28 protein-coding genes are annotated in these 24,574 nt (G+C 65.3%); 13 read left to right on the plus strand and 15 right to left on the minus strand.

The window, feature by feature from the left end:
- Positions 1–10 precede the first annotated feature (10 nt).
- The 8 genes from J2852_RS05710 to J2852_RS05745 form a co-directional block, all read right to left on the minus strand.
- The gene (locus J2852_RS05710; RefSeq protein ID WP_209872292.1) at positions 11–3,544 is read right to left on the minus strand and encodes a tetratricopeptide repeat protein; all 3,534 of its coding nucleotides are present in this window, start codon (positions 3,542–3,544) and stop codon (positions 11–13) included.
- 5 nt (positions 3,545–3,549) lie between these two features.
- Positions 3,550–4,233, minus strand: coding sequence for a flagellar motor protein MotB (locus tag J2852_RS05715; protein WP_209872295.1), 684 nt, complete (start codon positions 4,231–4,233; stop codon positions 3,550–3,552).
- Positions 4,230–4,928: a hypothetical protein gene (locus tag J2852_RS05720; RefSeq protein ID WP_246499330.1), complete on the minus strand. Its 699-nt coding sequence runs from the start codon at positions 4,926–4,928 to the stop codon at positions 4,230–4,232. Before J2852_RS05720 ends, J2852_RS05715 begins: the two co-directional genes overlap by 4 nt.
- A gap of 3 nt (positions 4,929–4,931) precedes the next feature.
- Positions 4,932–5,645, minus strand: a complete 714-nt coding sequence (locus tag J2852_RS05725; RefSeq protein ID WP_209872298.1) for a protein phosphatase CheZ — start codon at positions 5,643–5,645, stop codon at positions 4,932–4,934.
- Positions 5,646–5,895: 250 nt separating this feature from the next.
- The gene (locus J2852_RS05730) at positions 5,896–6,804 is read right to left on the minus strand and encodes a MotE family protein (protein WP_209872301.1); all 909 of its coding nucleotides are present in this window, start codon (positions 6,802–6,804) and stop codon (positions 5,896–5,898) included.
- A complete protein-coding gene (locus J2852_RS05735; protein WP_209872305.1) occupies positions 6,801–7,418 on the minus strand; it encodes a DUF6468 domain-containing protein in 618 nt (205 codons plus the stop codon). The genes J2852_RS05730 and J2852_RS05735 overlap by 4 nt, the downstream gene beginning before the upstream one ends.
- A complete protein-coding gene (fliM, locus tag J2852_RS05740) occupies positions 7,415–8,491 on the minus strand; it encodes a flagellar motor switch protein FliM (RefSeq protein ID WP_209872308.1) in 1,077 nt (358 codons plus the stop codon). Before fliM ends, J2852_RS05735 begins: the two co-directional genes overlap by 4 nt.
- A gap of 21 nt (positions 8,492–8,512) precedes the next feature.
- Positions 8,513–9,043 carry a flagellar basal body-associated FliL family protein gene (locus tag J2852_RS05745; protein WP_209872310.1) on the minus strand — a complete coding sequence of 177 codons (531 nt, stop codon included), beginning with the start codon at positions 9,041–9,043 and terminating at the stop codon, positions 8,513–8,515.
- Positions 9,044–9,611: 568 nt separating this feature from the next.
- On the opposite strand from J2852_RS05745, the gene flgF reads away from it, so the two are divergent.
- The 8 genes from flgF to J2852_RS05785 all read left to right on the plus strand — a co-directional run bounded on the left by flgF (position 9,612) and on the right by J2852_RS05785 (position 15,423).
- Positions 9,612–10,334 carry a flagellar basal-body rod protein FlgF gene (flgF, locus tag J2852_RS05750; RefSeq protein ID WP_209872313.1) on the plus strand — a complete coding sequence of 241 codons (723 nt, stop codon included), beginning with the start codon at positions 9,612–9,614 and terminating at the stop codon, positions 10,332–10,334.
- 25 nt (positions 10,335–10,359) lie between these two features.
- On the plus strand, positions 10,360–11,145 hold the full coding sequence (gene flgG / locus J2852_RS05755) for a flagellar basal-body rod protein FlgG (protein ID WP_209872316.1): 786 nt from the start codon (positions 10,360–10,362) through the stop codon (positions 11,143–11,145).
- Between the two features lie 46 nt (positions 11,146–11,191).
- On the plus strand, positions 11,192–11,950 hold the full coding sequence (gene flgA, locus J2852_RS05760; RefSeq protein WP_209872319.1) for a flagellar basal body P-ring formation chaperone FlgA: 759 nt from the start codon (positions 11,192–11,194) through the stop codon (positions 11,948–11,950).
- Positions 11,951–11,963: 13 nt separating this feature from the next.
- Positions 11,964–12,737, plus strand: a complete 774-nt coding sequence (gene flgH, locus J2852_RS05765; RefSeq protein ID WP_209872322.1) for a flagellar basal body L-ring protein FlgH — start codon at positions 11,964–11,966, stop codon at positions 12,735–12,737.
- A 501-nt stretch (positions 12,738–13,238) separates the two neighbouring features.
- A complete protein-coding gene (locus J2852_RS05770) occupies positions 13,239–13,487 on the plus strand; it encodes a DUF4160 domain-containing protein (protein WP_209872324.1) in 249 nt (82 codons plus the stop codon).
- Between the two features lie 11 nt (positions 13,488–13,498).
- Positions 13,499–13,999: a helix-turn-helix domain-containing protein gene (locus J2852_RS05775; protein ID WP_209872327.1), complete on the plus strand. Its 501-nt coding sequence runs from the start codon at positions 13,499–13,501 to the stop codon at positions 13,997–13,999.
- Between the two features lie 379 nt (positions 14,000–14,378).
- Positions 14,379–14,642, plus strand: a complete 264-nt coding sequence (locus J2852_RS05780) for a pyocin activator PrtN family protein (RefSeq protein ID WP_209872330.1) — start codon at positions 14,379–14,381, stop codon at positions 14,640–14,642.
- Positions 14,643–15,000: 358 nt separating this feature from the next.
- Complete coding sequence (locus J2852_RS05785; RefSeq protein ID WP_209872333.1) at positions 15,001–15,423, plus strand: helix-turn-helix domain-containing protein; 423 nt, start codon at positions 15,001–15,003, stop codon at positions 15,421–15,423.
- Between the two features lie 91 nt (positions 15,424–15,514).
- Here J2852_RS05785 and J2852_RS31975 read toward each other — a convergent pair whose 3' ends face one another.
- From J2852_RS31975 to J2852_RS32310, 4 genes are all read right to left on the minus strand, one after another.
- Positions 15,515–15,643, minus strand: a complete 129-nt coding sequence (locus J2852_RS31975; protein ID WP_281418424.1) for a hypothetical protein — start codon at positions 15,641–15,643, stop codon at positions 15,515–15,517.
- 65 nt (positions 15,644–15,708) lie between these two features.
- Positions 15,709–17,010 (minus strand): hypothetical protein, encoded by a 1,302-nt coding sequence (locus J2852_RS05790; RefSeq protein WP_209872336.1) that lies wholly within the window; start codon positions 17,008–17,010, stop codon positions 15,709–15,711.
- Positions 17,011–17,110: 100 nt separating this feature from the next.
- Complete coding sequence (locus J2852_RS05795) at positions 17,111–17,647, minus strand: DUF6232 family protein (protein WP_209872339.1); 537 nt, start codon at positions 17,645–17,647, stop codon at positions 17,111–17,113.
- A gap of 1,043 nt (positions 17,648–18,690) precedes the next feature.
- Positions 18,691–18,978 (minus strand): helix-turn-helix transcriptional regulator, encoded by a 288-nt coding sequence (locus tag J2852_RS32310; protein WP_425514352.1) that lies wholly within the window; start codon positions 18,976–18,978, stop codon positions 18,691–18,693.
- Between J2852_RS32310 and J2852_RS05800 the strand changes: the two genes are divergently transcribed.
- The 5 genes from J2852_RS05800 to J2852_RS05820 all read left to right on the plus strand — a co-directional run bounded on the left by J2852_RS05800 (position 18,878) and on the right by J2852_RS05820 (position 22,813).
- Positions 18,878–19,210, plus strand: a complete 333-nt coding sequence (locus tag J2852_RS05800; protein WP_209872342.1) for a hypothetical protein — start codon at positions 18,878–18,880, stop codon at positions 19,208–19,210. The genes J2852_RS32310 and J2852_RS05800 overlap by 101 nt on opposite strands.
- Positions 19,211–19,328: 118 nt before the next feature.
- Positions 19,329–19,958, plus strand: a complete 630-nt coding sequence (locus J2852_RS05805; RefSeq protein WP_209872345.1) for a hypothetical protein — start codon at positions 19,329–19,331, stop codon at positions 19,956–19,958.
- A gap of 52 nt (positions 19,959–20,010) precedes the next feature.
- On the plus strand, positions 20,011–20,223 hold the full coding sequence (locus J2852_RS05810) for a hypothetical protein (protein WP_209872348.1): 213 nt from the start codon (positions 20,011–20,013) through the stop codon (positions 20,221–20,223).
- Positions 20,224–20,323: 100 nt separating this feature from the next.
- Positions 20,324–22,300 (plus strand): hypothetical protein, encoded by a 1,977-nt coding sequence (locus J2852_RS05815; RefSeq protein ID WP_209872351.1) that lies wholly within the window; start codon positions 20,324–20,326, stop codon positions 22,298–22,300.
- Positions 22,301–22,813, plus strand: coding sequence for a hypothetical protein (locus J2852_RS05820; protein WP_209872354.1), 513 nt, complete (start codon positions 22,301–22,303; stop codon positions 22,811–22,813).
- Here J2852_RS05820 and J2852_RS05825 read toward each other — a convergent pair.
- The 3 genes from J2852_RS05825 to J2852_RS05835 are packed head-to-tail and all read right to left on the minus strand — an operon-like array spanning position 22,757 to position 24,574.
- Positions 22,757–23,596, minus strand: coding sequence for a GNAT family N-acetyltransferase (locus tag J2852_RS05825; RefSeq protein WP_209872356.1), 840 nt, complete (start codon positions 23,594–23,596; stop codon positions 22,757–22,759). The two genes, J2852_RS05820 and J2852_RS05825, sit on opposite strands and share 57 nt — an antisense overlap.
- The gene (locus tag J2852_RS05830) at positions 23,596–24,189 is read right to left on the minus strand and encodes a glycoside hydrolase family 108 protein (RefSeq protein ID WP_209872359.1); all 594 of its coding nucleotides are present in this window, start codon (positions 24,187–24,189) and stop codon (positions 23,596–23,598) included. The genes J2852_RS05825 and J2852_RS05830 overlap by 1 nt, the downstream gene beginning before the upstream one ends.
- 52 nt (positions 24,190–24,241) lie before the next feature.
- A complete protein-coding gene (locus J2852_RS05835; protein ID WP_209872362.1) occupies positions 24,242–24,574 on the minus strand; it encodes a hypothetical protein in 333 nt (110 codons plus the stop codon).

Here is a 24,574-nt window from a genome sequence, read left to right on the forward strand (position 1 = left end):
GCTTTTTCGTTCAATTCACCGCTGCGGTGCCGGGGTTGGCGGCGCTTTGTTTGCCGCGATAGTTCTTCAGGAATTTCTGGAACACGTCCACCTCCGCCACGCGGGAGCGGACGGTGTTCACGTCGATGAGCCCGAGCGCCTGTTCGGGGCGGGTCAGCACGCGGAAGGCGTCGGCGTCGGGACCGCCGGCCATGGCGGGGCCGAAATCCTTGCGCAGCAGGTTGAGGGCGGTGCCGTCGCCGGACAGGGCCAGCGCCACGGCGCGGTTCAGCACAAGCTGCGACGTGGCGGGGTCGATCGGCTGTTTGCCGGTGGGGGCCGGGCCGATGACCTTGTTGAGGGCGAAAGCCGCCGCCTCCCATTTCTGGGCGCGCCACGCAATGTCCACGCGCAGCAGGTTGGCCGGCTTGCTGTCGTCCTGGGCGAGCAGCAGCAGCGCCTCGTCGCCACGGCCGAGTTCGGCCAGCGCCTTGGCCTGCATCAGGCGGCGTTCGGCGGCGAGGTCGGCGGGAATGTTCGGGATGTTGGACAGCTCCAGCGCTTGGAGGGCCTGCTCCGGCTTATTGTCGAGCAGGCGGACCGAGGCGAGGCGCGTGCCGATCCGCGCCTTCTCCAGGCCGGACAGGCGGTATTCCACCTGATGCTGCAACAGGTCGGACGCGCGGTTCAGCAGGTCGATGGCGATCAGGCGTTCGGCCAGCTGGCGGATCACCTCGTCGCCCGCCTCCCCCACCGGGGTCAGTTCGCGGAACTGGTCGTAGAGCTGGAGCGCGTCGAGGGTGGACAGGCGCTGCGCGCCGTCCTTGTAGAGGTCGGCGAAGATGCGCGACATCTCGCGCGTGATGGCCTCGGCGCGCGGCGTGTCGGCGACCAGCGCGGCCGTCTCCTTCATGGCGTTGAAGCCGTCGGCGTACTGGCCGGCGGCAATCAGCACCTCGCCCATGCGCTGGCGGATTTGCATTTCCAGGTCGTCGCCGCGCCATGTGAAGGTCAAGCCGGCCAGCTGTTCGGCGGCGGCAGGCGGGGACATGCGCCCCTCGGCCAGTTCCAGATTCACCAGCGCGAGGCCGGCCTTGGCGCGGTAATAGCGGTCGAGGCTGTTGAAGGACGCCTTCAGCTGCTCCAGCGCGCGGTCTGGCTCGCCGTTCTGGGCGTAGTAGAGGCCTCGCAGATATTGCAGGTCGGGGCGTTCCTCCGCCTCCAGGCCGCCGCGTTCGATCACGCGGTCGAGGATGCGCTTGGCGAAGGCCGGGTCGCGCATCTCCAGCGCCGCCTCGCCGGCCTTGAGGCCCAGCTTGGCGAGGATCGGGTCGGGGTAGGAATGCAGGATCGAGCCGCCGGCCTTGAAGCCGGTGTGGGCGGCCGGCCAGTCGCCCTTCTCGCCGGCGATGGCGGCGCGCCAGAGCGCGGCCTCCGCGTTGTTGGCGAGGTTGGGGTGGCCGAGATCCTCGGCGGCGCCCTCGAAGTTGCCGGTCAGTACGCGGGAGGCGCCGCGCAAGGCGCGGAACTCCGGCCAGCCCTCCAGGTCCGGCTGGGCCTGCTGGAGCACGTCGAGCATGCCCAGCGCCTCCTGCCCGAAGCCGTTGGCGAAGTAGAAGCGGGCAAGGTCGAGCTGGGCCTTCGGCCGCTCCGAATCCGGGGCGTTGACGATGGCGAGCTGAAGGTTCTGCCGGTTCTCGGTGTAGCGGTCGAGGTCACCGCGCTTCCAGGCCGGCAGGTCGAACAGGCGCTTGCCCTGCGGCGGGGGCTTCGGGTCGGAGGGGGCCAGCGAGGCGGAGGCGCCGGGCATGGGTTGCGGTGCTGCGGCAACCTGCTGCGGTGGCGGCGGGCTAGGCTGGCGGTTGCCGGCGTCGGCCATGGGCGACAGGTGCAGGCCACCGGCCGTGGTCAGCTCAACGCCCTCCTTCACCGGGCGGACGGTGACGCTGTCCGAAATCGGACGCACGACGATGCCCTGGTAGGAGGGCATGACCTCCAAATCGGCGTAGCGGCGCGAGTCGGCGATGGCGTTGCCGGGCGAGGGCAGCGGCACGATCTGGAGCCGGTCGCCGACGTCCGGGTCGGAGATGGTGACGACCGACGCCGCGTCGGGCGCGCGCACGACGAGACGGGCGCCGAGCAGGAAGTCGGGCTCCGCGTCGATGCGCAGGTCAGTGGGCGGCGTGCCGGTCAGGCGCGTGGTCGGCGTGATGCGCCAGATCGTGCCCTGACGTTCGATGTTCGGCCAGATCATCTGACCGATCTTGGTGCGGAAGGCGCTGCCACCGGTCGCCGGCACCGGTTCGATGGCGCCCAGCATCTCCGAACCGTTGCCCATGGCCTTGCCGGCGCCGATGGGCAACGGCTTATCGAAGACGATGTAGAGCTGGCCGGCGCGCGGGTAGACCGCCACGGACGCCGGGCCGCCCGCGTCGAAGACGAGCGAGGGGCCTTGGGCGGCTGCGGCGGGCGCCGGCTTGCCGGGTGTCGCGGCGGCGGTGTTGGCACCGGAGGCCGTGGCGCTGGAGGTCGCGGAGGCAACGCTGGGCGCATCCTTCGGCGGCGGAGGCGCCGTCGGGGCGGGAGCGGCCGGCGTCGGGGCCGGCGGGACGGCCGATGGGGTGGCCGGTTGCGGGCGCACGGTGGTGGTGGTCGCGCCCGGCGGGGCCGGCGGCGGCGGAGCGGCCTGCGCTTGGGCGGGAACGGGGGCGGGAGCGACGGCCGGCGCGTCGGGCGCCTTGCGGGTGCCGGCGTTCAGCACGTCCAGGACCAGCGACTTGCCGCTCTTGGCCTCCTTGATCTCGGCGTCCTGCGGGGCGGCGAAGGTCACGGCCAGCGCGCCGTTGGGCTGGCGGTACTGCTCGATGTTCTGGACGTTGCGCAGCTTCGCCCGGTTCGCCTGCGACAGGTCGGCGTTGCCGCCTTTGTCGAACAGCACGGTCACCGACGCGCCGTCGCGCTGGAGCGTGTAGTCGGGTGCCTTGGGCCAGTCGAAGACCAGACGGCTGTGGTTCGGGTGATCGGCGGCGCGGACCGAGACCTTGCCGACGGACGGCGCGGCGGCAGTGCTGGCGGCGGAGCCGGTCGGTTCCTTGGCGGCGGGCGGCGCGGAGGAGCCGCGCAGCTGAGCCTGGAGGTCGGCCTGGGTGGGTGCCGGAGCGGGTTTGGGCGACTCGGCCGCTTGGGCAGCGGCGGGCGACAGGTCGAAGGCGACGGCATTGCCGTTGCGGAAGGACTTCAGCGTCACCGGGCGCTTCAGGTCGAAGGTGACGGTCTTGCCGTCGCCGCCGATCCGCACGCCCGAGAGATAGCCGGGCAGAGCCGCCACGGCGCGGTCGAGCGCGGCGTTGATCGGCTGGTCGAAGGCGATGACCAGCGTGTCGCCCTCCACCCGCGCGGTGTGGTTCACCGGCTGCGGCCAGTCGAAGACCATGCGCCCGAACGTCTTGTGCGTGGCGGCGCGGACCGGCACGTCGGCGGCGAAGGCGTGCGGCGCGGCGAACAGCGCCGTGGCGGCCACGAAGCCGCACAGCCACCGCCGGTATGCCCGAACGCCACCGCCCATCCGCATCAGCCCTCCGCCTCGTCGCGCACGATGATGTCGACGCGCGCCGTACCCTTCGCCCCCTGAGACGCCATCACGCCGCGCGCCACAAGGTCGCGCTTGTAGCCCGTTTCGCGCAGCGCCGCCGCTACGGCAACCGCGCGGGTCAGCGCACGTTCCCAGGACAACCCGTTCGACGGGTCCTCGCGCTCCGCATGGCCGACCACCTCGATCCGGTTGCCGGTGCGCGCGACCACCGCGCCCAGCAGGAACAACAGGCGCCGCCCCTGCTCGGTGAAGGCGCCGCCGGTTTCGTCGAACATGGTGGCGCCCGGCAGAACGATCACCACCCGGTCGTCCTCGCGGCGCACCTCCACGGCGGCCAGTTCGGCGTTCGAGGCCGCCTGGCTGCGCAACAGGGCGCCGAGATAGTCGAGATTGATCGCCGAATGCGGCTCCACCGTGGCGGCGTTGAAGGCCGCCTTGGGCTCGGGCGCGGCGTTGGACGGCGTGGTGGCCGTGGAGCGGGCGGAGGTGAAGGCCTTGGCTAGGCCGGTCCAGCGCTGCGCCTCCGGCTCGCTCATCGAATACATCAGCACGAAGAAGGCGAGCAGCAGCGACATCAGGTCGGTGAAGCTGATCAGCCACATCGTGCGGCCGTGGCCGCCGCTCTTGTCCTGGGCGGTGGGGAGTTTGGGAACGCGGATCATCGGCGCCCTCCCCCGGCGCGTTGAGCCGGCTTTTCGTCGGCCATGCGCAGGCTGAACAGGAAGCGGATCGCGCCGGGGTCGCCGCGCTCGATGCCCACGGTTACCGCTTCGGGCGGGGCGCCGTCGGCGATCAGCAGCCGGGCCAGCGCGCCGGCGCGCGCCACGGGACCAGGCGGCTGGCTGGGGGTGCCGGTGGGGCCAATGGCGAGCAGCGCGTCCAGCTCGACCTTTTCGCCGGCGCGGGATTCGCGCAAGGCGAGCGACACGCGGTCGATCAGGCCCTGGCGGTCGGGGCGAAGCTGGGCGGTGCCGGGAACGAACAGCTCGTCGGCGGGAAGGCGCACCTCCATCAAGCGGCCGGGGGTGACCGTGTCCACCTTGGCGACGGCGACGGCGGTGGCGAACAGTTCGCCCACCCCGTCCAGCCGTTCGACGGCGAAGACCGTGCCGGTGCGCGAGGCCAGCGGATCGGTCCCGTCACGCAGGCGCGGGTCGATCACGAAGGCGGGAAAGCTGCGCTCCAGCGAACTGATGACCGCCTTCACGCGCTGGGTCGTCTGCACCGAATGGGCGTTCAGCACGATGAAGAAGACCAGAAGCAGCAGGAACAGCGACAGCAGAAGGACGATGCTGCCGTTGTTCGGACCTGAGTGGCCGCCCGAAAAGCCCGTCTTGGGTTGGCCAGGGACCGCCATGGGCTAGTCGAAGCTCGCCAGCAGGCGGTCGATCTCGTCCTGGTCCATGGCGTTGCTGGCCATTTGCGGCCCGTGCAGCAGCGCGGTTTCCGGATCGTCGTCGGGACGGTCGGTCGCGAAATTGGGGGCGTGCGCCGCAGCGGCCGCCGCGTGATGGCCGGCATGATGACCAGCGTGATTCTGGCGCACCTCGTCACCGAAGGCGGCGACGATCATGTCCACCTTGGCTTCGATGTGCTTCAGCGTGCGGACAACCTTGCTGATGCGCTGGCCGGTGATGTCCTGGAAGTTGCAGGCCTCGAAGATCTTGGTGACCTGCTCCGACAGCTTGGCACTGTTTTCCGGGTCGATCTGCCCGGCGATGTTAGTGATGACGTCGCAGGCGTCGAAGATCGCAAAGGTCGCCTGTTCGGTGGCGCCGACCACGGCGTCCAGCTCGTCGGTGGCGGTCGGGATGTGCTGGTCGCGGATCTCGGCCGGCTGAAGCGCGGCCATCTCCAGCTTCGCGTTCTCGATGACCTTGGCGAGATCCACCACCTCCTTGTAGAGGCGCAGATCGGTGACCGAGATGTCGCCGTCCATGCTGGAGAGGATGGAGCGGACGATGTCCGTCACCTCGTCCCGCGACAGCGGCTGGGCCGCTTCGGCGTGGGCGGCGTCGAGGCGCTGGCGGAGGAGCTTCTGCTCGGTGAGCGAGGGCGAAACGGGCGGGGCCATGTGCGATCCGATGTCCTGTCCGGCGGGCGAGCGGTGCGGGTCCGTCGGCAAGGGTCCGGGCACGGCCCGCCGACGCTGGGTTGAACCCCAGGGCCACGTCCTTGCACGCAAACGCCGACTCGGAGCTTTCTAAGCCCGTTTTAACCTAGATTCTGACGGTTAACACCGCGTTAAACGATCCCAACCCGGTGCCAAGCGCAACGAATGGGGAGGCATTGCCTCGGACAAGCGTCTCGGCCCTGGCGCAACCTTACTGCGGCACGGACGGAAGCGCGCGGCGTTCGACGAGGGCCGAGGTGACTTCCTTGGCTTTCACCGGATCCATGGCAGCCAGGATGGGCGCGGTCTTCTGTTCCTTCATCCGCTCGATCACGCCCAGCAGAACGGGCATCTCCAGCTCCTCGAAGATGCGGGCGGCGTCCTTGGGCTTCATCGTCTCGTAAATCTTCACGAGGCTTTCGAGCTGCGCCGCCTGCTTCTCGTCGCCCTGGCGCATCAGCTTCTGAATGTCGGAGCGGACCTTGTCGAGTTCCTGAATCTTCTGGTCGATGCGCTTTTCGGCGGCAATCAGAAGGGCCTCGCGCTGCTCGACCTCTTTGGTGCGGCGCTCGATCTCGGCGCGGCGCTCGGCGAAATGCTGAAGCAGCTCCTCGTTCTTGACGGGACCGAGCGGTGCCACGTTGTCCGCCGCCGGGGCGGCGGCGGCGGGGGCCGGGCCGGTGCTGGCGCCGCCCTGCGCGGGGGCAGCGGCAACTTGGAGGGGCATCGCGGCCGGGAGGGGCGCTTGGGTCGGGGTCGAAGTCTGGTTCTGGGCCAGCGAGACCGGAAATTCCGGCAGCTTGGCGTCGCGGGTGGTCAGGCGCCACACATCGCCGACGCGGATGCCCAGCATCAGCACGGCGACGAAAATGGTGATCGGCAGCAGGCGGAAGCGCAGGCCCTGCATCCGTTCGCGCAGACGCTCCGACAGGGGGCGGCGCGGCGTGGCCGGTTTGCGGGCTGGCTTACCCTTGCCCTTCGCCTTGCTCTTGGTGGCGAGCTTGACGGGAACCTTCGGGGCCGGCGCGGGGGCGACCGGTCCCTGAGAGGTGCGCACGCCGGTCGGAACGGCGCCGGCCGGGCGGATGACGATCTTCTCTTCCGTTGCGGCGTTGCTCATCCGATCCCCTTCCCGGCGTTCTCGATCGCCTGAAGCAGTTCACGCTCGGCGCGCGACAGGTTCTCGCCCTCGCGAGCCAGCGGATCACGGACCGAATCACGGGCCAGGGGCTCGGGCGGCGGGGCCGGACGGCGGGCCGGCTCGGCGCGAAGCGGCGGCAGCGGCACGTGATCGTCGTCCTCGTCGTGGTCCTCGTCATGGCTCTGGACCAGTGGACGCGGGGCGACGGCCGGACGGGCGGACAGGCCGGGCCGGGCGGCCGGGCGCGCGGCAGGGGCCACGGGCTTCGGGCGGTTGTCGCCGACGGCGCCCAGGCGGTTGGCCAGCGCGTCGGCGGCCTCGATCATGAACTCCAGCTCATCGCGGAGCGTCTGGGCCTTGTTGACGGTGCGCTGAAGATCCTCGCCGGTCTCATGCGCGGTCTTCTTCAGGCCGCGCACGCCGGTTTCGGCCTTCGCCATGGCCTCGTTCAGGCCCTTGATCAGTTCGGTCATCTCGCCGCGGCTCTCCCGCAGCTTGATGATCTGCTTGTTCAGGATGATGGCGTAGGCGATGGTCGCCGCCAGCAGGCCGACCATCACCAGATCGACAATGAGCGAGACGGTCGGGCTCATAGCCGCATGACCTCCTGCTTGGGCAGTTCCTTCTCGATGCGCACGGCGATGTGGCCGCCCTTGCGCCCCATGCGCCCCTGGAACATCGACACGTCGCCGCAGCGCAGCTCGATGCTGCCGTCGGGCGTGGCGTTCAGCAGGATGCGGGTGCCGACTCGCCAGTTCAGCACGTCGTGCAGGGTCATCGTCACCTCGTCCAGCACGGCGGCGATGTCCACATCCGTCACCAGCAGCTCGGACGCAAGGTGGGTTTCCCAGATCGAGTCGCGGCCGAACTTCTCACCCATGAACATCTGGAGCAGAAGCTCGCGGACGGGTTCCAGGGTGGCGTAGGGGATCATCAGCTCCAGCCGGCCGCCGCGATCCTCCATGTCGATGCGCAGCTTGACCAGCACCGCCGCGTTCGCGGGGCGGGCGATGGTCGCGAAGCGCGGGTTCGTCTCCAGCCGGTCGAAGCGGAAGGTGACGGGCGACAGCGGGTCGAAGGCGGCGGACAGGTCCGACAGCACCACATGGACCATGCGTTCCACGAGGTTGCGTTCGATGGTCGTGTAGGGGCGTCCTTCGATGCGCATCGCCGCCGTGCCGCGCCGGCCGCCGAGCAGCACGTCCACAATGGAGTAGATCAGCGCGGAGTCCACCACCATCAGGCCGTAGTTGTCCCACTCCTCCGCCTTGAAGACGGAGAGCATGGCCGGCAGCGGGATGGAGTTCAGGTAGTCGCCGAAACGCACCGACGAGATCTGGTCGAGGCTGACCTCGACGTTGTCGGACGTGAAGTTGCGAAGCGACGTGGACATCATGCGGACGAGGCGGTCAAAGACCACCTCCAGCATGGGCAGGCGTTCGTAGTTGACGAGCGCGCTGTTGACCAGCGCCATGATGCCGGAGTTGTCGCCGTCCCCGGCCCCGCCCTGGTCGAAGCCGAGCAGGCTGTCGATCTCGTCCTGGTTCAGAACGCGCGTGGAGCCGCCGCCCCCGCCCATGTCGCCCATATCGCCGCCGTCTTCGGCGAGGGCGGCCCATTCGGCGGCGAGCCGTTCGTCTTCGCTCAGTTCCTCGGTGTTGCTCATGCGTCGCCCCCGCCGCCCGGCCTACTGGACCAGCATCTCTTTGAACAGCACGTCCTTCACCTTCACCGGGTGGGCGGCCGCGCTGATGCGCATCAGCAGTTCCTGGCGCAGCCGGTACATGCCGGCCGAGCCCTTCAAATCCTCCAGCCGCAGTTCGCGCAGGTAGACCTGGAAGTTGTCGATGATGCGCGGCAGCACATGCTCGACCGCCGGCACGTCCTCCGGCTTGGACACCTGGATCGAAATCTTGATCTTCAGGAACGCGGGGCGCTTGCCGGCCGCGTTCAGGTTCACCAGCATGTCCGGCAGGTCGTAGAAGATCGGTGCCGCGTGCGGATCGGGCTGCGCCGGCTCCGCCGGAACCTCCGCGTGTTCTTCCTTCTTGCCGAGCAGCGAGTCCAGCAGGCCGCTGAAATACACGCCTGCTCCGGCGCCGATCAGCAGCACCAGCGGGAGGATGACGAACAGGACCAGTTTCTTGCCGCTGAACTTCTTGCGCGGCAGGCCATCGGTCGAAAGTTCGCCGGCGTCGTCTTCAGCGTGCGCGGTCATGGAATCCTAGGGGCGCGAGCGGTGGCGGAATGGCCTTAACCAGCACAGCAACCCTATCTTTTGGATAGTTAACAAAGCCTTTCAGCACCGCGTCGAAGCTGTGATCGCTCGGGGGCGGTCCCAGCGGTTTTGCGGCCTTTCTGGTTTCGGCACGGATTTTGAGTGGGGCTCGGGTGGAGATCCGTGGGTCCTCGAAGCGGGCCCCCACCCTAGCCCTCCCCCATGCTGCGCACGGGGGAGGGAATCCAACTTGCCCCCGCGAAGTGGAGCAAGGAGGGACCCACGCGTCAGCGTGGGAGGAAGGGGGCTCGCTTCGACACGCCCACATACCACCCCGCACGCCCTCGGCGTGGCGGGAACGGGGAAGCTTTGCCCGGTGAAACCGGCAGGGAATTCCCCACAGGCGGCAGTTATTGCCCGGCAGGGTGTGCCGCGACGGCCCTTTTCGCGCCCTCACACCCGGAATCCGCCTGGAGTCCGCGATTTGTCTCACTTGGCACGGGGCGTGCAAAGCTTCCGGCGTCGGTCGGGACGGTCCCGCCGGTGCCGAGATGAGAAGAGGTCGTCGATGGAAAACCCGATTTACGTCGCCCTGTCGCGCCAGACCGCCCTGCGCCGCCAGCTGGACGTCATTTCGAACAACATCGCGAACATGAACACCACGGGCTTCAAGCAGCAGCGCATGCTGTTCACGGAGTTCCTGGAGCGTCCGGGCATGCACGAGCAGGTCAGCTTCGTGCAGGACCGCGCGGTGGTGCGCGACCTCGCAGTCGGCGGGCTGACGCAGACCGGCAACCCGCTGGATCTGGCGCTGACCGGGCACGGCTACTTCACGGTCGATACCGCGAACGGCCCCCGATACACGCGGGCCGGCAATTTCCGCCTGAACGACCAGCGTCAGCTGGTGGACGGCGGCGGCCTGCCCGTCCTGGCCGACAACGGCCAGCCGATCACCATCCCGGACGGCACGCGCGACATCAAGGTCACCGGCGACGGCACCGTCGCGACCGAGCTGGGCCCGGTGGGCCGACTGAACATCGTGACCTTCAAGAACGAGCAGCTGATGACCGAGGTCGGCGCCGGCCTCTACGTCTCCGACGAGGAGCCGCAGCCGGCCCCGGCCGACACGAAGGTGGCACAGGGCTTGCTTGAGAATTCCAACGTGAAGCCCGTGGTGGAGATGACGGCCATGATCGAGATCCAGCGCCAGTACCAGTCGAACCAGCGCCTGATCGACAGCGAGCATGAGCGCATGCGCACCATGATCCAGCGCCTCGGCCGCGCCGTCTGACACAGAACAAAGGGGAGTAGGAACCATGCGCAGCCTCGCCATCGGCGCCACCGGGATGATCGCTCAGCAGCTGAACGTCGAGACGATCTCCAACAACATCGCCAACGCCACCACCACCGGCTTCAAGCGCCAGCGCGCCGAGTTCCAGGACCTGCTGTACCAGAACCTGCGCCGCATCGGCTCGACCTCGTCGGACGCCGGCACCGTCGTGCCGACCGGCGTGCAGGTGGGCGCCGGTGTCCGCATCGCCGCCGTGGCCCGCGTGCTGGAGCAGGGCAACCTGACCGTCACCGACAACAAGCTGGACCTGGCGGTCAACGGTTCGGGCTACTTCCAGGTGCAGCTGCCGAGCGGCGACACCGCGTACACCCGCGCCGGCAACTTCAAGCTTTCGCCGGAAGGCATGATCGTCACCGCCGACGGCTACCCGGTGCAGCCGGCCATCACCGTCCCGGCCGAGGCCGTGGACATCGCGATCAACCCGTCGGGCGAGGTGATGGTGAAGCTGGACGGCCAGGTGCAACCGCAGAACGTCGGCCAGCTCCAGCTCGCCACCTTCGCCAACGCGGCCGGCCTGGAAGCGGTCGGCGACAACCTGTTCCTGCAAACCCCGGCGTCCGGCGAGGCAATCGGCGGCAACCCCGGCGCCCCCGGCTTCGGCCGCGTGACGCAGGGCGCGCTGGAGACCTCCAACGTCAACATCGTGCAGGAAATCACCACGCTGATCACCGCCCAGCGCGCCTACGAAATGAACTCCAAGATCATCAAGACCACCGACGAGATGATGCAGCAGGCCAGCCAGATGCGCTGACGCCGCGCGCTTGATCGATGGCCTCTAGATCGAAGGACCCGCCGCCATGACCCGCTTCGCCAACCTCCTCCTGGGCACCGCTCTCGCCGCCGCCGCGCTTGTCGGCCCGGCCGCCACCCAGGTTGCCATGGCCCAGACCGCTGCCGAGCCGCCGGCCGTCGTCTACGGCACGACGCACGTCGAGGCGGCCCTGTCGGACGCGCTGGCGCGGCACATCCCGGTGGGCCGCCTGCATCTGGAGATGGACAGCCGCGCGGTCGAGCTGCGCGCCCCGCAGGGCGCCGGCAGCCTGACGGTGGAGAACCTCTACTACAGCCCGGTGCAGGGCCGCTTCGCCGCCGAGATCATCGTCCAGGACACCCGCCCGACGGTCCGCCTGCCGGTCTCCGGCCGCGCCTACGGCGTGGTGCAGGTTCCGGTGCTGAGCCGCCGCATCGTTCCGGGCGACACCATCACCGCGTCGGACATCGACTGGCAGGACGTGCGCGCCGAGCAGACCGGCAGCGACATCGCCGCCACCGATGCCCAGCTGATCGGCATGACGCCCAAGCGCGGCGTACCGGTGAGCCAGCCGGTCCGCCTGCGCGACCTGCAGTCGCCGCGGCTGATCGACAAGGGCGCGCTGGTCACCATCACGCTCGCCACCCCGAATCTTTCGCTGTCGGTCCAGGGCAAGGCCCTTCAGGACGGCGGCAAGGGCGACGTCATCCGCGTCGTCAACACCCAATCCAACCGCGTCGTCGAAGCGACGGTCGCCGGCCCCAACCTTGTCGCCGTGGCAAAGCCCGGCGTGACCGCGAAGTAAGGAGAAACCTCCGATGTCCGCCCAGAAGACCGCCCGCAAGACCCTCTTCCGCTTCGCGCTGCTCGCCGCCGTCGCCGCCAGTCTGCCCGCCTGCAACGCCATGTCCCGCGTCGGGAACATCGGCTCCGCCCCGGAACTGACCAAGATCCAGGACCCCTACGCGCAGCCCGGCTACCAGCCGGTCAGCCTGCCGATGCCGACCCCGCTGCCGGCCGAGCGGAACCCGAACTCGCTGTGGCGGAACGGCTCCAAGGCCTTCTTCAAGGACCAGCGCGCCAACAAAGTGGGCGACCTGCTGACCGTCAACATCAAGATCGACGATCAGGCCCAGATGAACAACCAGAGCACCCGCACGCGCAACAACAGCGACAAGGCGGGCATCCCGGGCTTCTTCGGCCTGGAGGGCGCGGCCGGCCTGAACAAGATCCTGCCGGAAGAGGCGCAGGCCGGCAGCCTGGTCGATCTGTCCAGCGCGACGTCCAACGCCGGCAAGGGCGCCATCACCCGCAAGGAGCAGATCGAGCTGAAGGTCGCGGCGCTGGTCACCCAGACCCTGCCGAACGGCAATCTGGTCATCCAGGGCCGCCAGGAGGTCCGCGTGAACTACGAGGTGCGCGAACTGATCATCACCGGCGTGATCCGGCCGGAGGACATCACCGCGCAGAACGTCATCAGCTACGAGAAGATCGCCGAGGCCCGCATCTCCTACGGCGGCCGGGGCCAGATGACCGACGTGCAACAGCCCCGCTACGGCCAGCAGCTGTTCGACATCATCATGCCCTTCTAAGGACGTTCCGGGAACACGAGGCGAGAAAGCTTAGTAAAATCAATGAGGAAGGGGGCGCAAGCCCCCTTCAAACGTGTTGCAAGCCACGACAAAGGAAAACCCAGCGATTCCGCCGTTTTCCAAGGTCTGTCGAAAATTCCGTGCAACACGGCTGCAACACGGTGGCGCTTTGGCGTTCTTGCCTTGTTCCGGCGCCCTCGAACGTAGGCCGGACGTGGAACTTTCTGCCTCCCGGCGGCTTCTGCCGCATCCTTCCCTGCCCACCTTGCACGGCTAGACCACCTCGCGCACTGGCGCGATGGGCTATCTGGGGAACTCCCCAGATAGAGCGGCATCTGCGGAAACCCGCAGATAGGATATTCGCCACGCGAATACGGCGGGCGCTACCGATCACCCGTGACCGTTCCCGCTCACAGACCAGAAAAACCCCTCTAGAAACTGAAATTCTTACTAGCACCCCTCTAGTTTCTAGAGTATATTTAGCCTGCCAAGACGGGGACGATGATGGGCAAGCTGCTGCGGGGCACGAACTGGTACTTGGAGGTGCGGGGCCGCGAGCACTATCCCGCGCACTTCCATGTGATCGGGCCGGACTTCGCCGCGCAGGTGGACATGAAGACCCTCACCATCATCGAAGGCGACATCCCCCGCTCGGTGAAGGCGACCGCCCTGGAGTGGGTCGCCGCCAACCGTGCCCTGCTGGTCGCCGAGTGGAACCGCATGAACCCCGACCTTCCCTACCGCCAGTGAGGACGCGCACCATGGCCGACACCCCCCGGATTGAGTCCGTCTCCATCGCCGGCACCGTGTTGACGGTGGGCTGGCGTGACGGCACCAGAGAGAACATCGATATCGCCGGCTGGCTGGCCCGGCCCGGCCCGGATGAGTTCGACATCCTCAAGGATCCCGCCGTGCTGGCAAACCCGAAGGTTGCCAATTGGGGGACCGTGGTGGCGTGGGACGAAGAGGGAGACATCGGGATCGATAACATCCACCTGCGCCTGTTGGCCGACCAGCAGAAGCCTTTTGAGGCTGCGGACATCGCCGCGTGGCAGGAACGACTCGGCCTCTCGAACAGCGAAGCGGCCGACCTGCTGGGCGTGGGGGTGTCCACCTTCTACACCTACAAGGCCGGCACGGCGTCCGGCGGCATCCCTCGCGGCATCCAGATCGCGTGCCGAGCGGTGGAGCGGGACAAACTTCTGTTCGAGGCGCATTACCGCCCCCGCCCCCCGGCCGGTAGACCGCCCAAGGCGGCTTGAGGCACAGCCGTTTTCCCCGGATCGGGGGAGAACCCAAATCCCAACAGTTGGGAATTTGCGCTCCCCCAATCCCGCGACCTCAAATGCGAATCGATTTCGCTTTTCGCCCTTTTCGGCGAAAACCCTCCGCCACAGGGAGGGTTTGCACCACGGTGGTGCATGGGCTTGGTCTGCGTTGTCATTACAGCAATGCAGATGTGGGCCGCCGCAGGCTCCGACTTGCGAGAAGCCGAGCGCGGCCAGTCAGATAAGACCTGATCTGCTCCCTCACCGCCAAGGAATCCGCCTCCCCTCTCGGAGCGCAGAGAGAGGGGGCATAAGGCATGCCGAACAATGACGGCTCCAGTAGCGCAGCAATATGAACAAGGCACTGATCTAAATGAAAACGACGTTTCTTCTCGCTGCTCAGTATGACGGCCTCGCCATTATCCCGCTTGACCGGGTGTGCAGAGACTACTTCCCGCACCTGTCTGAACAGCGACTCGCTGAGCGTGTCCAAAAAGGGGAAATCAATCTTCCAATCGTGAGGATTGACCCACGCAGCCAGAAGACCGCACGCGGGGTTGCTATCGAGCATCTGGCGGCTTGGATTGACGAACGGAAGCGCGCAGCGGAAATGGAACTCCGCAGCTTGGCATCATGATTCCTTTGGCCGGTAAGGCGTGTCGGCCACAGCCGGCACAGCAGTGAATGCACCGACAGCTGCGGCGAGGATCATGGATCGCATGGCTTTCTATTCCTTCCGGCTTCCAGTGCCGATTTCCTGCGGCAGCCTCACAAAGTTCTCGCACAGCCTCACGTCTGCCCCGCCACCACCCTGGTAAGGACCGGACGCCAACCTGAGCGAGTTGTGGAAGTACCTGCGCTGTGCCGAGTGCGGGATGAAGGGCTGGGTTCCGGTTTGAGGTGGAGTGGATACCGTAGGCGAAGGTTGCCGCCCGCCGCCGGGAACGCTCCAGCCACCGAGGAGGTTGAACTTAGTCTCCACTGAGCGCGGTACCATGACCGAAGAAAAGCAGGGTCGGTCCACTATACTCCCGACTCGCCTGACCGAGAAGGAAGCGGCGGCCGAGCTTGGTATCTCGCTCGGGTCCCTGCGTGGCTTACGGAGGCGCGGTCAAATCGGCTTTGTGCGGGTGCTGAACAAGATTTATCACTACCCGCAACACCTGATCGACTACCTCGACAGCCAGACAGTCAACGTATGTCAGCCCCAGACCACTTCGGAAAGCCCGGCTACTTCCAAGGCTACTGGCTCAAACACAAGCCGGGCCGCGAGTCCGGCATCTGATACCGGACGTGGCATGACCGATCCAGCCGCCAAATCCGCCATCAGTCAACTGGCGAAAGAAACTTTCAAGCAGCCCAAGAAGCCCTTGCCCGGTGGGTTCTTGAAAGCGAGCGGTCCAAGGACGCGCTCCTAACGGCCAGTGGAGTACAGCCAGCATGCCGCAGATACGCGAAGGGCGCCCGGAGGCGCCCTTCCCAAAAACCTATCCAGGGCTTGGCATAGGATCACAACGCTTTCACAAGCTTCATCGATGCTTCGACGCGCTTACGATATTCCTCCACGAGCTTGTCGTGGTCCGCGTCGGGCATTCGCGCAAGGTATTCCGCCGCGGCAGCTTTTGGCAGCCCGGCCATCAGATCCCCTACGTTGACCGCCCTATCGCGCCGGCGAGCCGCTTGGACAGTTTCATGGAAATTTCTCACTGGCCGCCTCCGACTTGCTCACGAGCGCTGAAGCGCGCTGCATAACGCGGGTTTAAGCTGAGGTCAAAATAATGCTTTCGCTTGATCCACACAAAGCCTTCAGCCTTGGTTATGACCGCCACATCAACAGCGCCGCCGATGGACTCCGTAGGACTCGTGACCTTCTCCTTGAGCGACTCGAGATTGATCAGCGTCTCAGCCAAGCTAGCCATTTCGTCGACGGGCAGCATGCCAACCACACGGGTCAACGGTCGATAGTGTGCATCAAAAGCTTTATCAAACCAACCATCCATAAAGGCTGAACGGTGCTTCTCCACCATCTGTTCCAAGCCAGGGATGTTGGCGCCTCCAGTAGCAACCTTGATGTCTTCTGCCAAAGCATTTGCCGCAGATTCAAATTCTACTCCAATATAGCTATAAACGTCAGGACTTGCTCCGGTCCTAAACGTATCCACCATATCGGTCGATGCAAATGGAACTATTTCAGATGGCTTATCAAGCCCTATTTTCCGTGAGCTTTCCAAGATGTATACAAATTTTCTTCGCAGAAACCCGTAAACCCTATATTGATGAAGGTGCGGAAAAAACTCCTTGTCTCCATAACCAGCAAGCACAATTCCCGTACTACTAAGAAATTTAGAGTACTGCTTGAACACCAATTTGATCGTTACCTCAGCAAGTTTGCTTGCCAAATTTGGCAAAACAGCCCACCAAGAAACTGTTTTTAGATTCTCATCGAGACTTTGAGCTCTATCTACCACATTATCAGCCAGAGCTGCATCGATATCCCCCTGAGACAAGGGAGCCGGAATAGGGGACGCATCGACAGAGGCATTCATTTGGTCAATGAAGGAAACAAATGCCGCCGCTTTGGAAGCATCATCGGAAGCCGATTGGAAGTTCGGACTTTGGACAGCATCCAAGAATGCCTTCAAAGCCACATCATCAACTTTGTCTCTGAAGTACCTCTCCCGATCCTCATTTGGAAATATGTCCTGATCTGCTTCAATATAATTAAATAGATGTTCGCCATACCCTTCCAAATTGTCAAATGATGTCTTTCCAAGAGATTGGCGATAATGCTTTATTACCAGCTCCCATGGCACTCTTTGCAAATCAGCATTTCCGTAGGTCATCAGCCCAACGGGGTGATATAAAGATGCCTGAAACACCTTATTCTCCCCCTTAAAATAGCGCACTTCCTGCTTGCCATTCACCCACCCAGTAACCGTGCCAGCGCTATCCGCAGCAAGCACTGCAGCGCGTCGGTTCATTACAGCTATTTCGGCAGTCATCATAAATCCTTTGAGCAGATTCCACTGTACATAGATAGTATTAAAGGAGCGTTTTCAGTTAGGATTCTCCACGCACTATCCTCCCAGCCAATTACGCAGAGCGTCAGCCGTCGATGGTAGCTGGCTCCTTGTCGTACTCGTATCCGCAGAACCGGCACGCCTTGGCTGCCGCCTTGATTGTTTCGGCGCAACGCGGACAGTCCTTCGTATCTGCGGCCAGTGCGGCTGCCGGCTTGACCTCGCGAGCTGATGCGATGGCTGCTTCGAGGTACCGGCGCAATGTACCGAGATAGGCGCTGTCCTTACTGATAAGCGCTTGTCGATCACCAGATGACGTTGCGAGCGTCAGGGAATATCCGCTTTCCCTACCGGCCGCTCTGGCGCCAGGAACAATCAACGCTATGCCGATAAACAGGACAACGAACGCTGGCCCAGTGTCACGGGATTGGAAGCCGCCGAACGACAGCAACACCGCCGCGACCCCAAGTGCGATCATAATGAAATGCATAAGGCCAAAGCCGCCGGGCAGCTTCTGCACGCTAATCGAGTTGATCGTTTGGATTGCGTAGGTCGTGCCATCGATCACCGCCAGCGTCGGTGTGATCGTCACCTTGTGATCGGTATAGATTGGCTGCTCCATCCCTGCCCTCATGCATACCGGTGCATGCACGCCCACAATCGAGCGCCACCGACGCGAGTGTGCGGAGGAAATCTGAACAGTTTATGACCGGCGGAGGGATATGAGGGCGACGTTGCGCCGCAGGGTTCACAGGGGGCACCGCCTCCATTCTCATAATTGGCGGAGTCGGTGTCGAAGCCCGCCTTCGCCATCTGAGCATGATGCTTCGTTACCCAAAGCGAGACTGCCCAATGCCAGCGCATGGAAGCGCCCCAAAAGAGAAAGAGCAGGATTGAGTCCCGCCCTTTCTCCTTGCATGTCGGGTCAATAATGAGGGCATTCTTCAGGCTCTAGGCTTCCACCGCCTTGACCACACCCTCCAGTAACTTTGCTTTCAAAGCTCCCGAAATTCAGTGTTCTGTGCGTGCCATACCCGGATTGCGAACTTCCACCAGATGCCGTTATTGAATCAACCGTACCATCTGAGTTGTAGATGTAATTTGTCGCACGTCCCCCGCCGCCGCCAACGCCCTTTTCTGGATTTCCCCCGTAACCACCACAGTTTCGTACGGTCTGGACTGTGCTGTCAAAGCCAGTGCAGCCACCCCCACCGCCCGGCGATGTCTGAGCTTGCACTGGGGCCGCGAAAGTTACTGTTGCTAATGATATAGCCAAGAATAAGTTTCGCATTGCCCTCTCCTTTTGGTGCCCAGCTCGCTAAATGCTCGCTGAAGGTGCGTATTATAGAGGCGAGATTAAACAAGCGGGACATTCTAAAATGGATCTAATACCGGTCTCTGCTGTTCTCGAATACCCATCTTGGACATTTGGACCACTCCAAATAACAGTCCTGTCCCATGCGTCCCCAGAGATGTCGCATCCGGACAACTAGCGGATCGGACCAGACGGATGGTGTCGTTTGTACGTCGGCAGTTCCGAGGCATTCTGCGGCCCGTACCAGACTGCATACGTAACTGTCCGTCGGGTGCGCACCAGTAGGGGGCTTATCAGGATTGCGGTGTCTGCTGCACGCAGCCTTCCGCTAAAGGAGGTGAACGAGCCGTTCACCCCATTTTTCGGTCAGAACTCCGCCTGCGGCTTCTGCTCTTTGGGCCTTCGCGCAGCATCCGTTCCACGATCACGTCGGGATCCGCCGAGCGAGGCGGCCCACCTTCGGCTGCGGCATCCATGCAACGTCGCGCGGCAGCGAACAGCTCGTCCACATGCCACCGCTTCAGGCCGCCGATCACGATGGGCCTGGGCAACACGCCCTTCTCGACCCAACGCCTAACCGTGCTCGGGCTGGTGTCGAAGAACTCGGCAACGGACGACTCGGACAAGTATTCAGGCACCGGCAGCGCTCTTCTTCAGCCGCACACCGGGGCCGCTCCCATTTTCGGGGATAAACTGCACCCCGGCTTCCTCCAACGCCTTCTGGACAGCGGCAAGATTTTTGCCCGATGCAGCTGGGACGCCGTCGGCCGCCTCCATGCGCCTGATCGTGGACAACCCGACCCCACTCTTCTGCGCAAGGTCGTCTGCGGACCAGCGAACCAAGGCGCGACCAGCACGGATTTGGTCTGATGTGAGCACTTTTCATTCACCTCTGGCATAAAACCGCTTGACCGAGGCGAGCGGTTCCCATTTATATGTGAGATGAAACGTGCCACATATGGCGCGGAAGATCAATCGGGGCTGGACCATGAACACTACCGAAGGCCCACAGCCACAGCTCCCCGCCCTCCTTAACCCGGCGGATATCGACACCGAGATCAGTTGCGAACCGCGCATTCGCGACCTGAAGCTGGCGGAAGCCTTGGGGATGGCTGATCCGCACGCTATTCGGCGCATGATCGAGCGGCACATGGATGCGCTGCTGAAGTTCGGAGAGGTTATTTCCGATTCAGATCGGAAAATTGGTCGGGGCCGCCCTAGCAAGGGCACCTACTACCTGACCAAGAAGCAGGCCCTCTATATCACGGCGAAGTCGGACACCGAGCGCGCGGCAATGGTGACGATCCAGATGGTCGAGGTCTTCGACGCGGTGACCAGCCAAGGGGCATTGCCGTCCTCCGACTCAGCGCCACCGCTCCCTATTACAGTGGCCCAGACCGACACCCCCGCCTTGGCGAACGACATGCTCGAAGGAGCCGACCAGATCGCCGCGTTCATGGGATTGAGCGCCCGGCAGGTCTACCACCTCCAACGCCATCTGCCGGTCTTCACCATCGGCGCCAAGCTGTTCGCCCGGAAGTCCACGATCCTCCAGTGGATCGCCGATCAGGAGCGCGCAGCCATCGCCAACCCCGCCGAGGGGGCGGACTCCACCTAACCAGCTCTGCCCGCAGAGCCGGGCTGACCACCACCTCAACCTGGAGAGCATCATGCAGACGATCTTCAGCACGCCCGCCGGGCGTGAACGCCCCCGCCTTGCCTCCCCGCTTGGCATCGCCTTCCAGTTCCCCGAGCACGCCACCTATCAACCTTCCATGCATTGGAAGGTCCGGATCCTTGATGTGATCGCCTGCATGCTGGGAGTGCGCATCAAGATCGACGGCGTGCCCTACGGCACCGACCGCGCCTTCCGGAGCGCCTAATCCGGAAACGACGAACGCCCGACCGAGGCAACGGCCGGGCGCCCTTCCGCCGGGCGGAGGCAACCGCCCAAGCATCAATCCCCATGGAATCCGCTAAACCATGAAGACCGACGATCACGATACCAGAAGACCGCAGCCCCAGCGCAAGCCCCTGGACCCGCTCCGTGGCCTGTTGCTGGGCACCGCCGCTCCGTTCGCCGGGGCCTATGCCGCCTATCATGCCGAGACCGCCCGCATCGGCAAAATGACCGACCTTCCCGGAGACGAGTTCGGCGCGCTCGTCAACGCCAAGGACGAGGCGTTCACGAGCGTGGTGCGCTCCCCCGACAGCCTGTGCACCATCGCTGACGCAATCGCCGCTGTGGGCTTCCTCCGGGACTACATCACCGGAGACGAGACCGCCACTCTGGTTGACATCAGGTTTCCGCCGGCCATCGCCGATGCGTTGTGGTCCTTCCTCGCGCGCGTGCACGAGTCCGCCAAGGCAACGGAAGGCAGCACGATCATTCCCGAACTCGGCATGACGTTCACCGAAGCCGCCGACCGCCGTTCCGCCTTGTACGCGGCGGTAAAGGACATTTCCGACGATGAAGCCGGCGACGATGAGGTTGATAAGCTGTGCGAGGAGGAAAACAGGATCATTCATGCGATAGCCGCCATTCAACCGCAGACCGTAGCCGACTGTTTGGCGGTGCTCCAGTTGGTTGGCGACAAGGATACGGCCCTACAGCATAGCGATGTGCACGCGCCGGGCACTATGGCCGCCGCGCTGTTTCATGCCACGCTCAGCGCCGCCGCTGTCCTCTCCAGCATGCCCGCTGGGATGGTCGGTCATGGATCTGACGCCGAGTTGGTCAGCCTCTATAACCGCCTGATCGAGGCCGAAAGCACGCTGAACTCCCGCGCGCCCGGTACCAGCGATGAAGAGCTGGAACCGTTCGTCGCGGCATTCCGGGATGCAGATAGTGCGTTCCGTAAAGCTCCGGCCCGATCCGTTGCCGGGATCGCGCTCAAGCTTCGGCGCTTTTGGGATCTGTGCGAGGAAGACCCGAGCATTGCCCCGCAAGCGGAAGACGTGATCGACCTCCTGAAGACAGCCAACGAAGCCGCCGAGCGGCTGTCCGCCATGCCGGCGGGGATGCTTCCGGCGGCCCATGCCGACGCGGAGCTTCTGGACCTCTGGCACCAGTACATGGATCTTTCCCGCCGTTGGGATGCCATGGCGAAGACCAGCGCCAGCGACGAGGAAATGGAACCGCTGGGGAAGGCCATCGACCGCATTGACGACCGCATGACGGAGCTTCCGGCTCTGACTATGGCCGGTGTCGCGGTCAAGATGAAGCGGCTCATGATCCGCTACACGGAAGCTCCATGGGCGGTTGACATGACGTTCGGCGACATGCCGGAGCCTCACACGGATATGGATTCCCGAGACTGGATGATCTGGAAGGCCATTCAGGATGCCGAGCGGCTGGCGCAACAGCCCCAGGCGTCCGCCTCTTCGCTGACGGCCATCTACACCCGGTGGCGCGAAGCTCAGGCTCGCTACAACGATCCCAACCTGCCAGACGACCAAGACGAGGCCACGAAGGAACTGGACGAAATCGAACGCCGGCTGGCGCTTGAGCCGGTTCAATGCGCCACCGATGTGTTCGTGAAACTGGCTGCGCTCCTATCGGAACTCCATACGGTTGGCGTTCCGGTCATCGACGCGGAGCACAAGGAGGCGTGGCCGCGCCTGCTTCCGATCACTGAGGCCGCAGCCGACATGCTCCCGCCCGACGTCCGTGGGCCGTTCAAGGATATGATGGCCGGCATTCGGATGACCATCGCCGCCATGGACGAAGCCGACGCCAAAGGGCGGCTTCATACACCGGCACGAAGCACCCAGCCCGCCGACACGTTCGCGGACACTATCGCCGCTTTCGAGGCCGAAGCCGCGCAGGCGCTTTCCCTGCCCTCCACTCCCACGCTCGCCATGGTCGAGGCCGGGGCCGCCGCCGCCGGGATCGACATCGAGCAGGCCCGCGCGATCTACGCCGCCATGGCCGAAGCCTACAAGAAGGAGGCCGCGTAAATGGCCGTCATCACCTTCCCCGCAACTCAGGATCGGGGCGCGCTGCGCCCCGTCTCCACCGAGGTCTCCATTCAGCGGCTTGCGATGTCCAGTGCGACCGAATGGCAACGCCAGATTATGACGGAGTGCCGGCGGCAAGGCATCCTCAACCCGGCGGTGTTCGCCTACCTGAAGGCCAATCGCCTGCTGGACCGCTGCACGCTCCTCGCATCGGAGGGACCGACTTCGCCCCTCCTGTTCAAGTTCATCGGCGTGCCCACGCTGTCCGTGCTGGGACGCGCGTGGGGTCGGTCGGTTCTCGGGCAGCCGGAGGACATCGACCCGCATGTGGAGTTCGCCCACAGCATCGGCATGCAGTACGTGGAGGCCATCGGGGCCGGAGAGGCGCTGTTCAACCGCATCTCCGTGACCGGCGTTGGCCGCCCCTTCGTCTACACGCACGCGGTCTATGGCTGGTCAGATCGCGGCCGGCGCGCGGTCCTGTCCTGCATCGACGTGCACACCCTGCACTGATCCCGGAACGCCTAGGTCCAACAGGACGGCCGCCCGACTCCAGCGCATGAAATGGAGGGGCAGCCGTCCGACGCCGGCTTGGTGATAGAGAATGCAGGGCCGGGGTTCCAACCGCCGCCGACCAGCACCGCGCCCGCTCCACACGGGCACCGTCTCGGGATCGACCAGCCCAACCACCCACTTCGGGCTCCACCGCGCCATTGCGACCAAGCGGGCGGCTGCCCCCAGGTCGTGGAACAGGCCCTTCCCGCGCCAGTCCGGCCGCGTCCAGCCGGCCACGATCCAGGCCACGGTGCCCGTGGTGTCGTGCGCCGCTTCGCTGGCGACGAAAGCCCACTCGTCCTCCGGCGCATGGCCGGGATCGTGGAAGGCGGAGAGGTCGGCCAGCCTGTCGCCTAAGCTCGCGGCCGAACAGTCGAGCAGCACTACGCCGTGCGTGCCGACGACATCCCCCTCTTCATCGACCGCCGCCAGCCAGAACGACGGCGCGCTCGCCGGCTTGGGCAGGAGCGGGAACCACTCGGCACGGTGTCGCAGGTTCAGCCGTTCCAACTCCGCCCAATCCTCGACCACCACCAGCGTGACGCCGCGCGCCACCGCCGCCGCGCACAGCCGGTCACGAGCTGCGGCCAGAGCCGGGACCAGCGGGCCGTTACCGAGCGGCAGGGTTTCCAGCAGTCGGCGGGGCGTGTCTGAAAGGGTGGGTTGAGAAGGGTACGAGCATTGTTCGGACCCCTTGCCGCCCATGGCCTGCACGTCCTCCAGCGTCATCGCGCCGTCCATCACGCGACCTCCCGGCCGGTCGCCCAGCTCACAAGGAAGTCGGCGGCCCGGTTGCACCAGCCCCAGGCGTTGAGCGCCTGATCTTCCGTCCTGCCGCGCTTCTTAGCGTCCTTGGTGACGATCTCCCCGGCCTTCATGATGCGGAAGGCAACGACCAGCACCAGCAGCTTGCCGGCGTCGAGGGCGTTCACGGCGGCGATGGTCGCCGGTCCGACCTTGCCGTCCACCTTGATCTTGGCGCCCAGCATGACGGCGGCCTGCTGAAGCCATGGGGAGGCGTCGTCGGCGCCGTAGAGCACGGCGCAGTCCACCACCGCGTCCCGCAACGCCGGATCGGCGATCCCGGCATAGCCCGGCTGGACGACGTAGCGGTGGTGGTAGATGGCGCGGGCTTCCGTCTCGGTCAGGGCCTCGACATCGGCCGCCGTGACGACGGGCTGGGACGCGCGCCAGCTCCGCAGGGTCGCCAGGGTGATCCCGCCCTTGGTCGGGCCGCCCTTGTCCGCCGGATGGTTGGTGAACTTCGGCCACCCCTCCCGGCGGAGGATGTCGTCAATGATGGTCTCGATACGGTCGCGCTGAGCGTCCGGCATGGCGTACTCCTGCGATGGGATGGGCGGCGTCTCGCGACGCGGCGGGAGGGAATCAGGCGGCGTGCCGGTGGTGCTGGTCCACGTGCTGGTTGATGCGGTTCGAGAGGCCGTCCACCCGCTCCGACAGGCCGTTGAGCAGCTGGAAGATTTCGTCCGTCGTGTGGTTGCTGGCCGGCTGCGGGCGGTTGAGCCACATGCGCCACGCCAGCAGGCCAGCCCCCGCCGCAATGGCCATCGCCTGCACCAGCGGGGCCGCCAGCCCAAGCGTCTGAATGCCGGCGGCGATCAGGCCGTTGACGGTGGGATCGTCCGCCCACGCGACCACGGCGGGGGCGGCGGTGAGGGTGCCGGCGGCGGCCAGCAGGAGGGGCAAGGGCTTGCGCAA

Source organism: Azospirillum soli, assembly GCF_017876165.1.
GTDB lineage: Bacteria > Pseudomonadota > Alphaproteobacteria > Azospirillales > Azospirillaceae > Azospirillum > Azospirillum soli.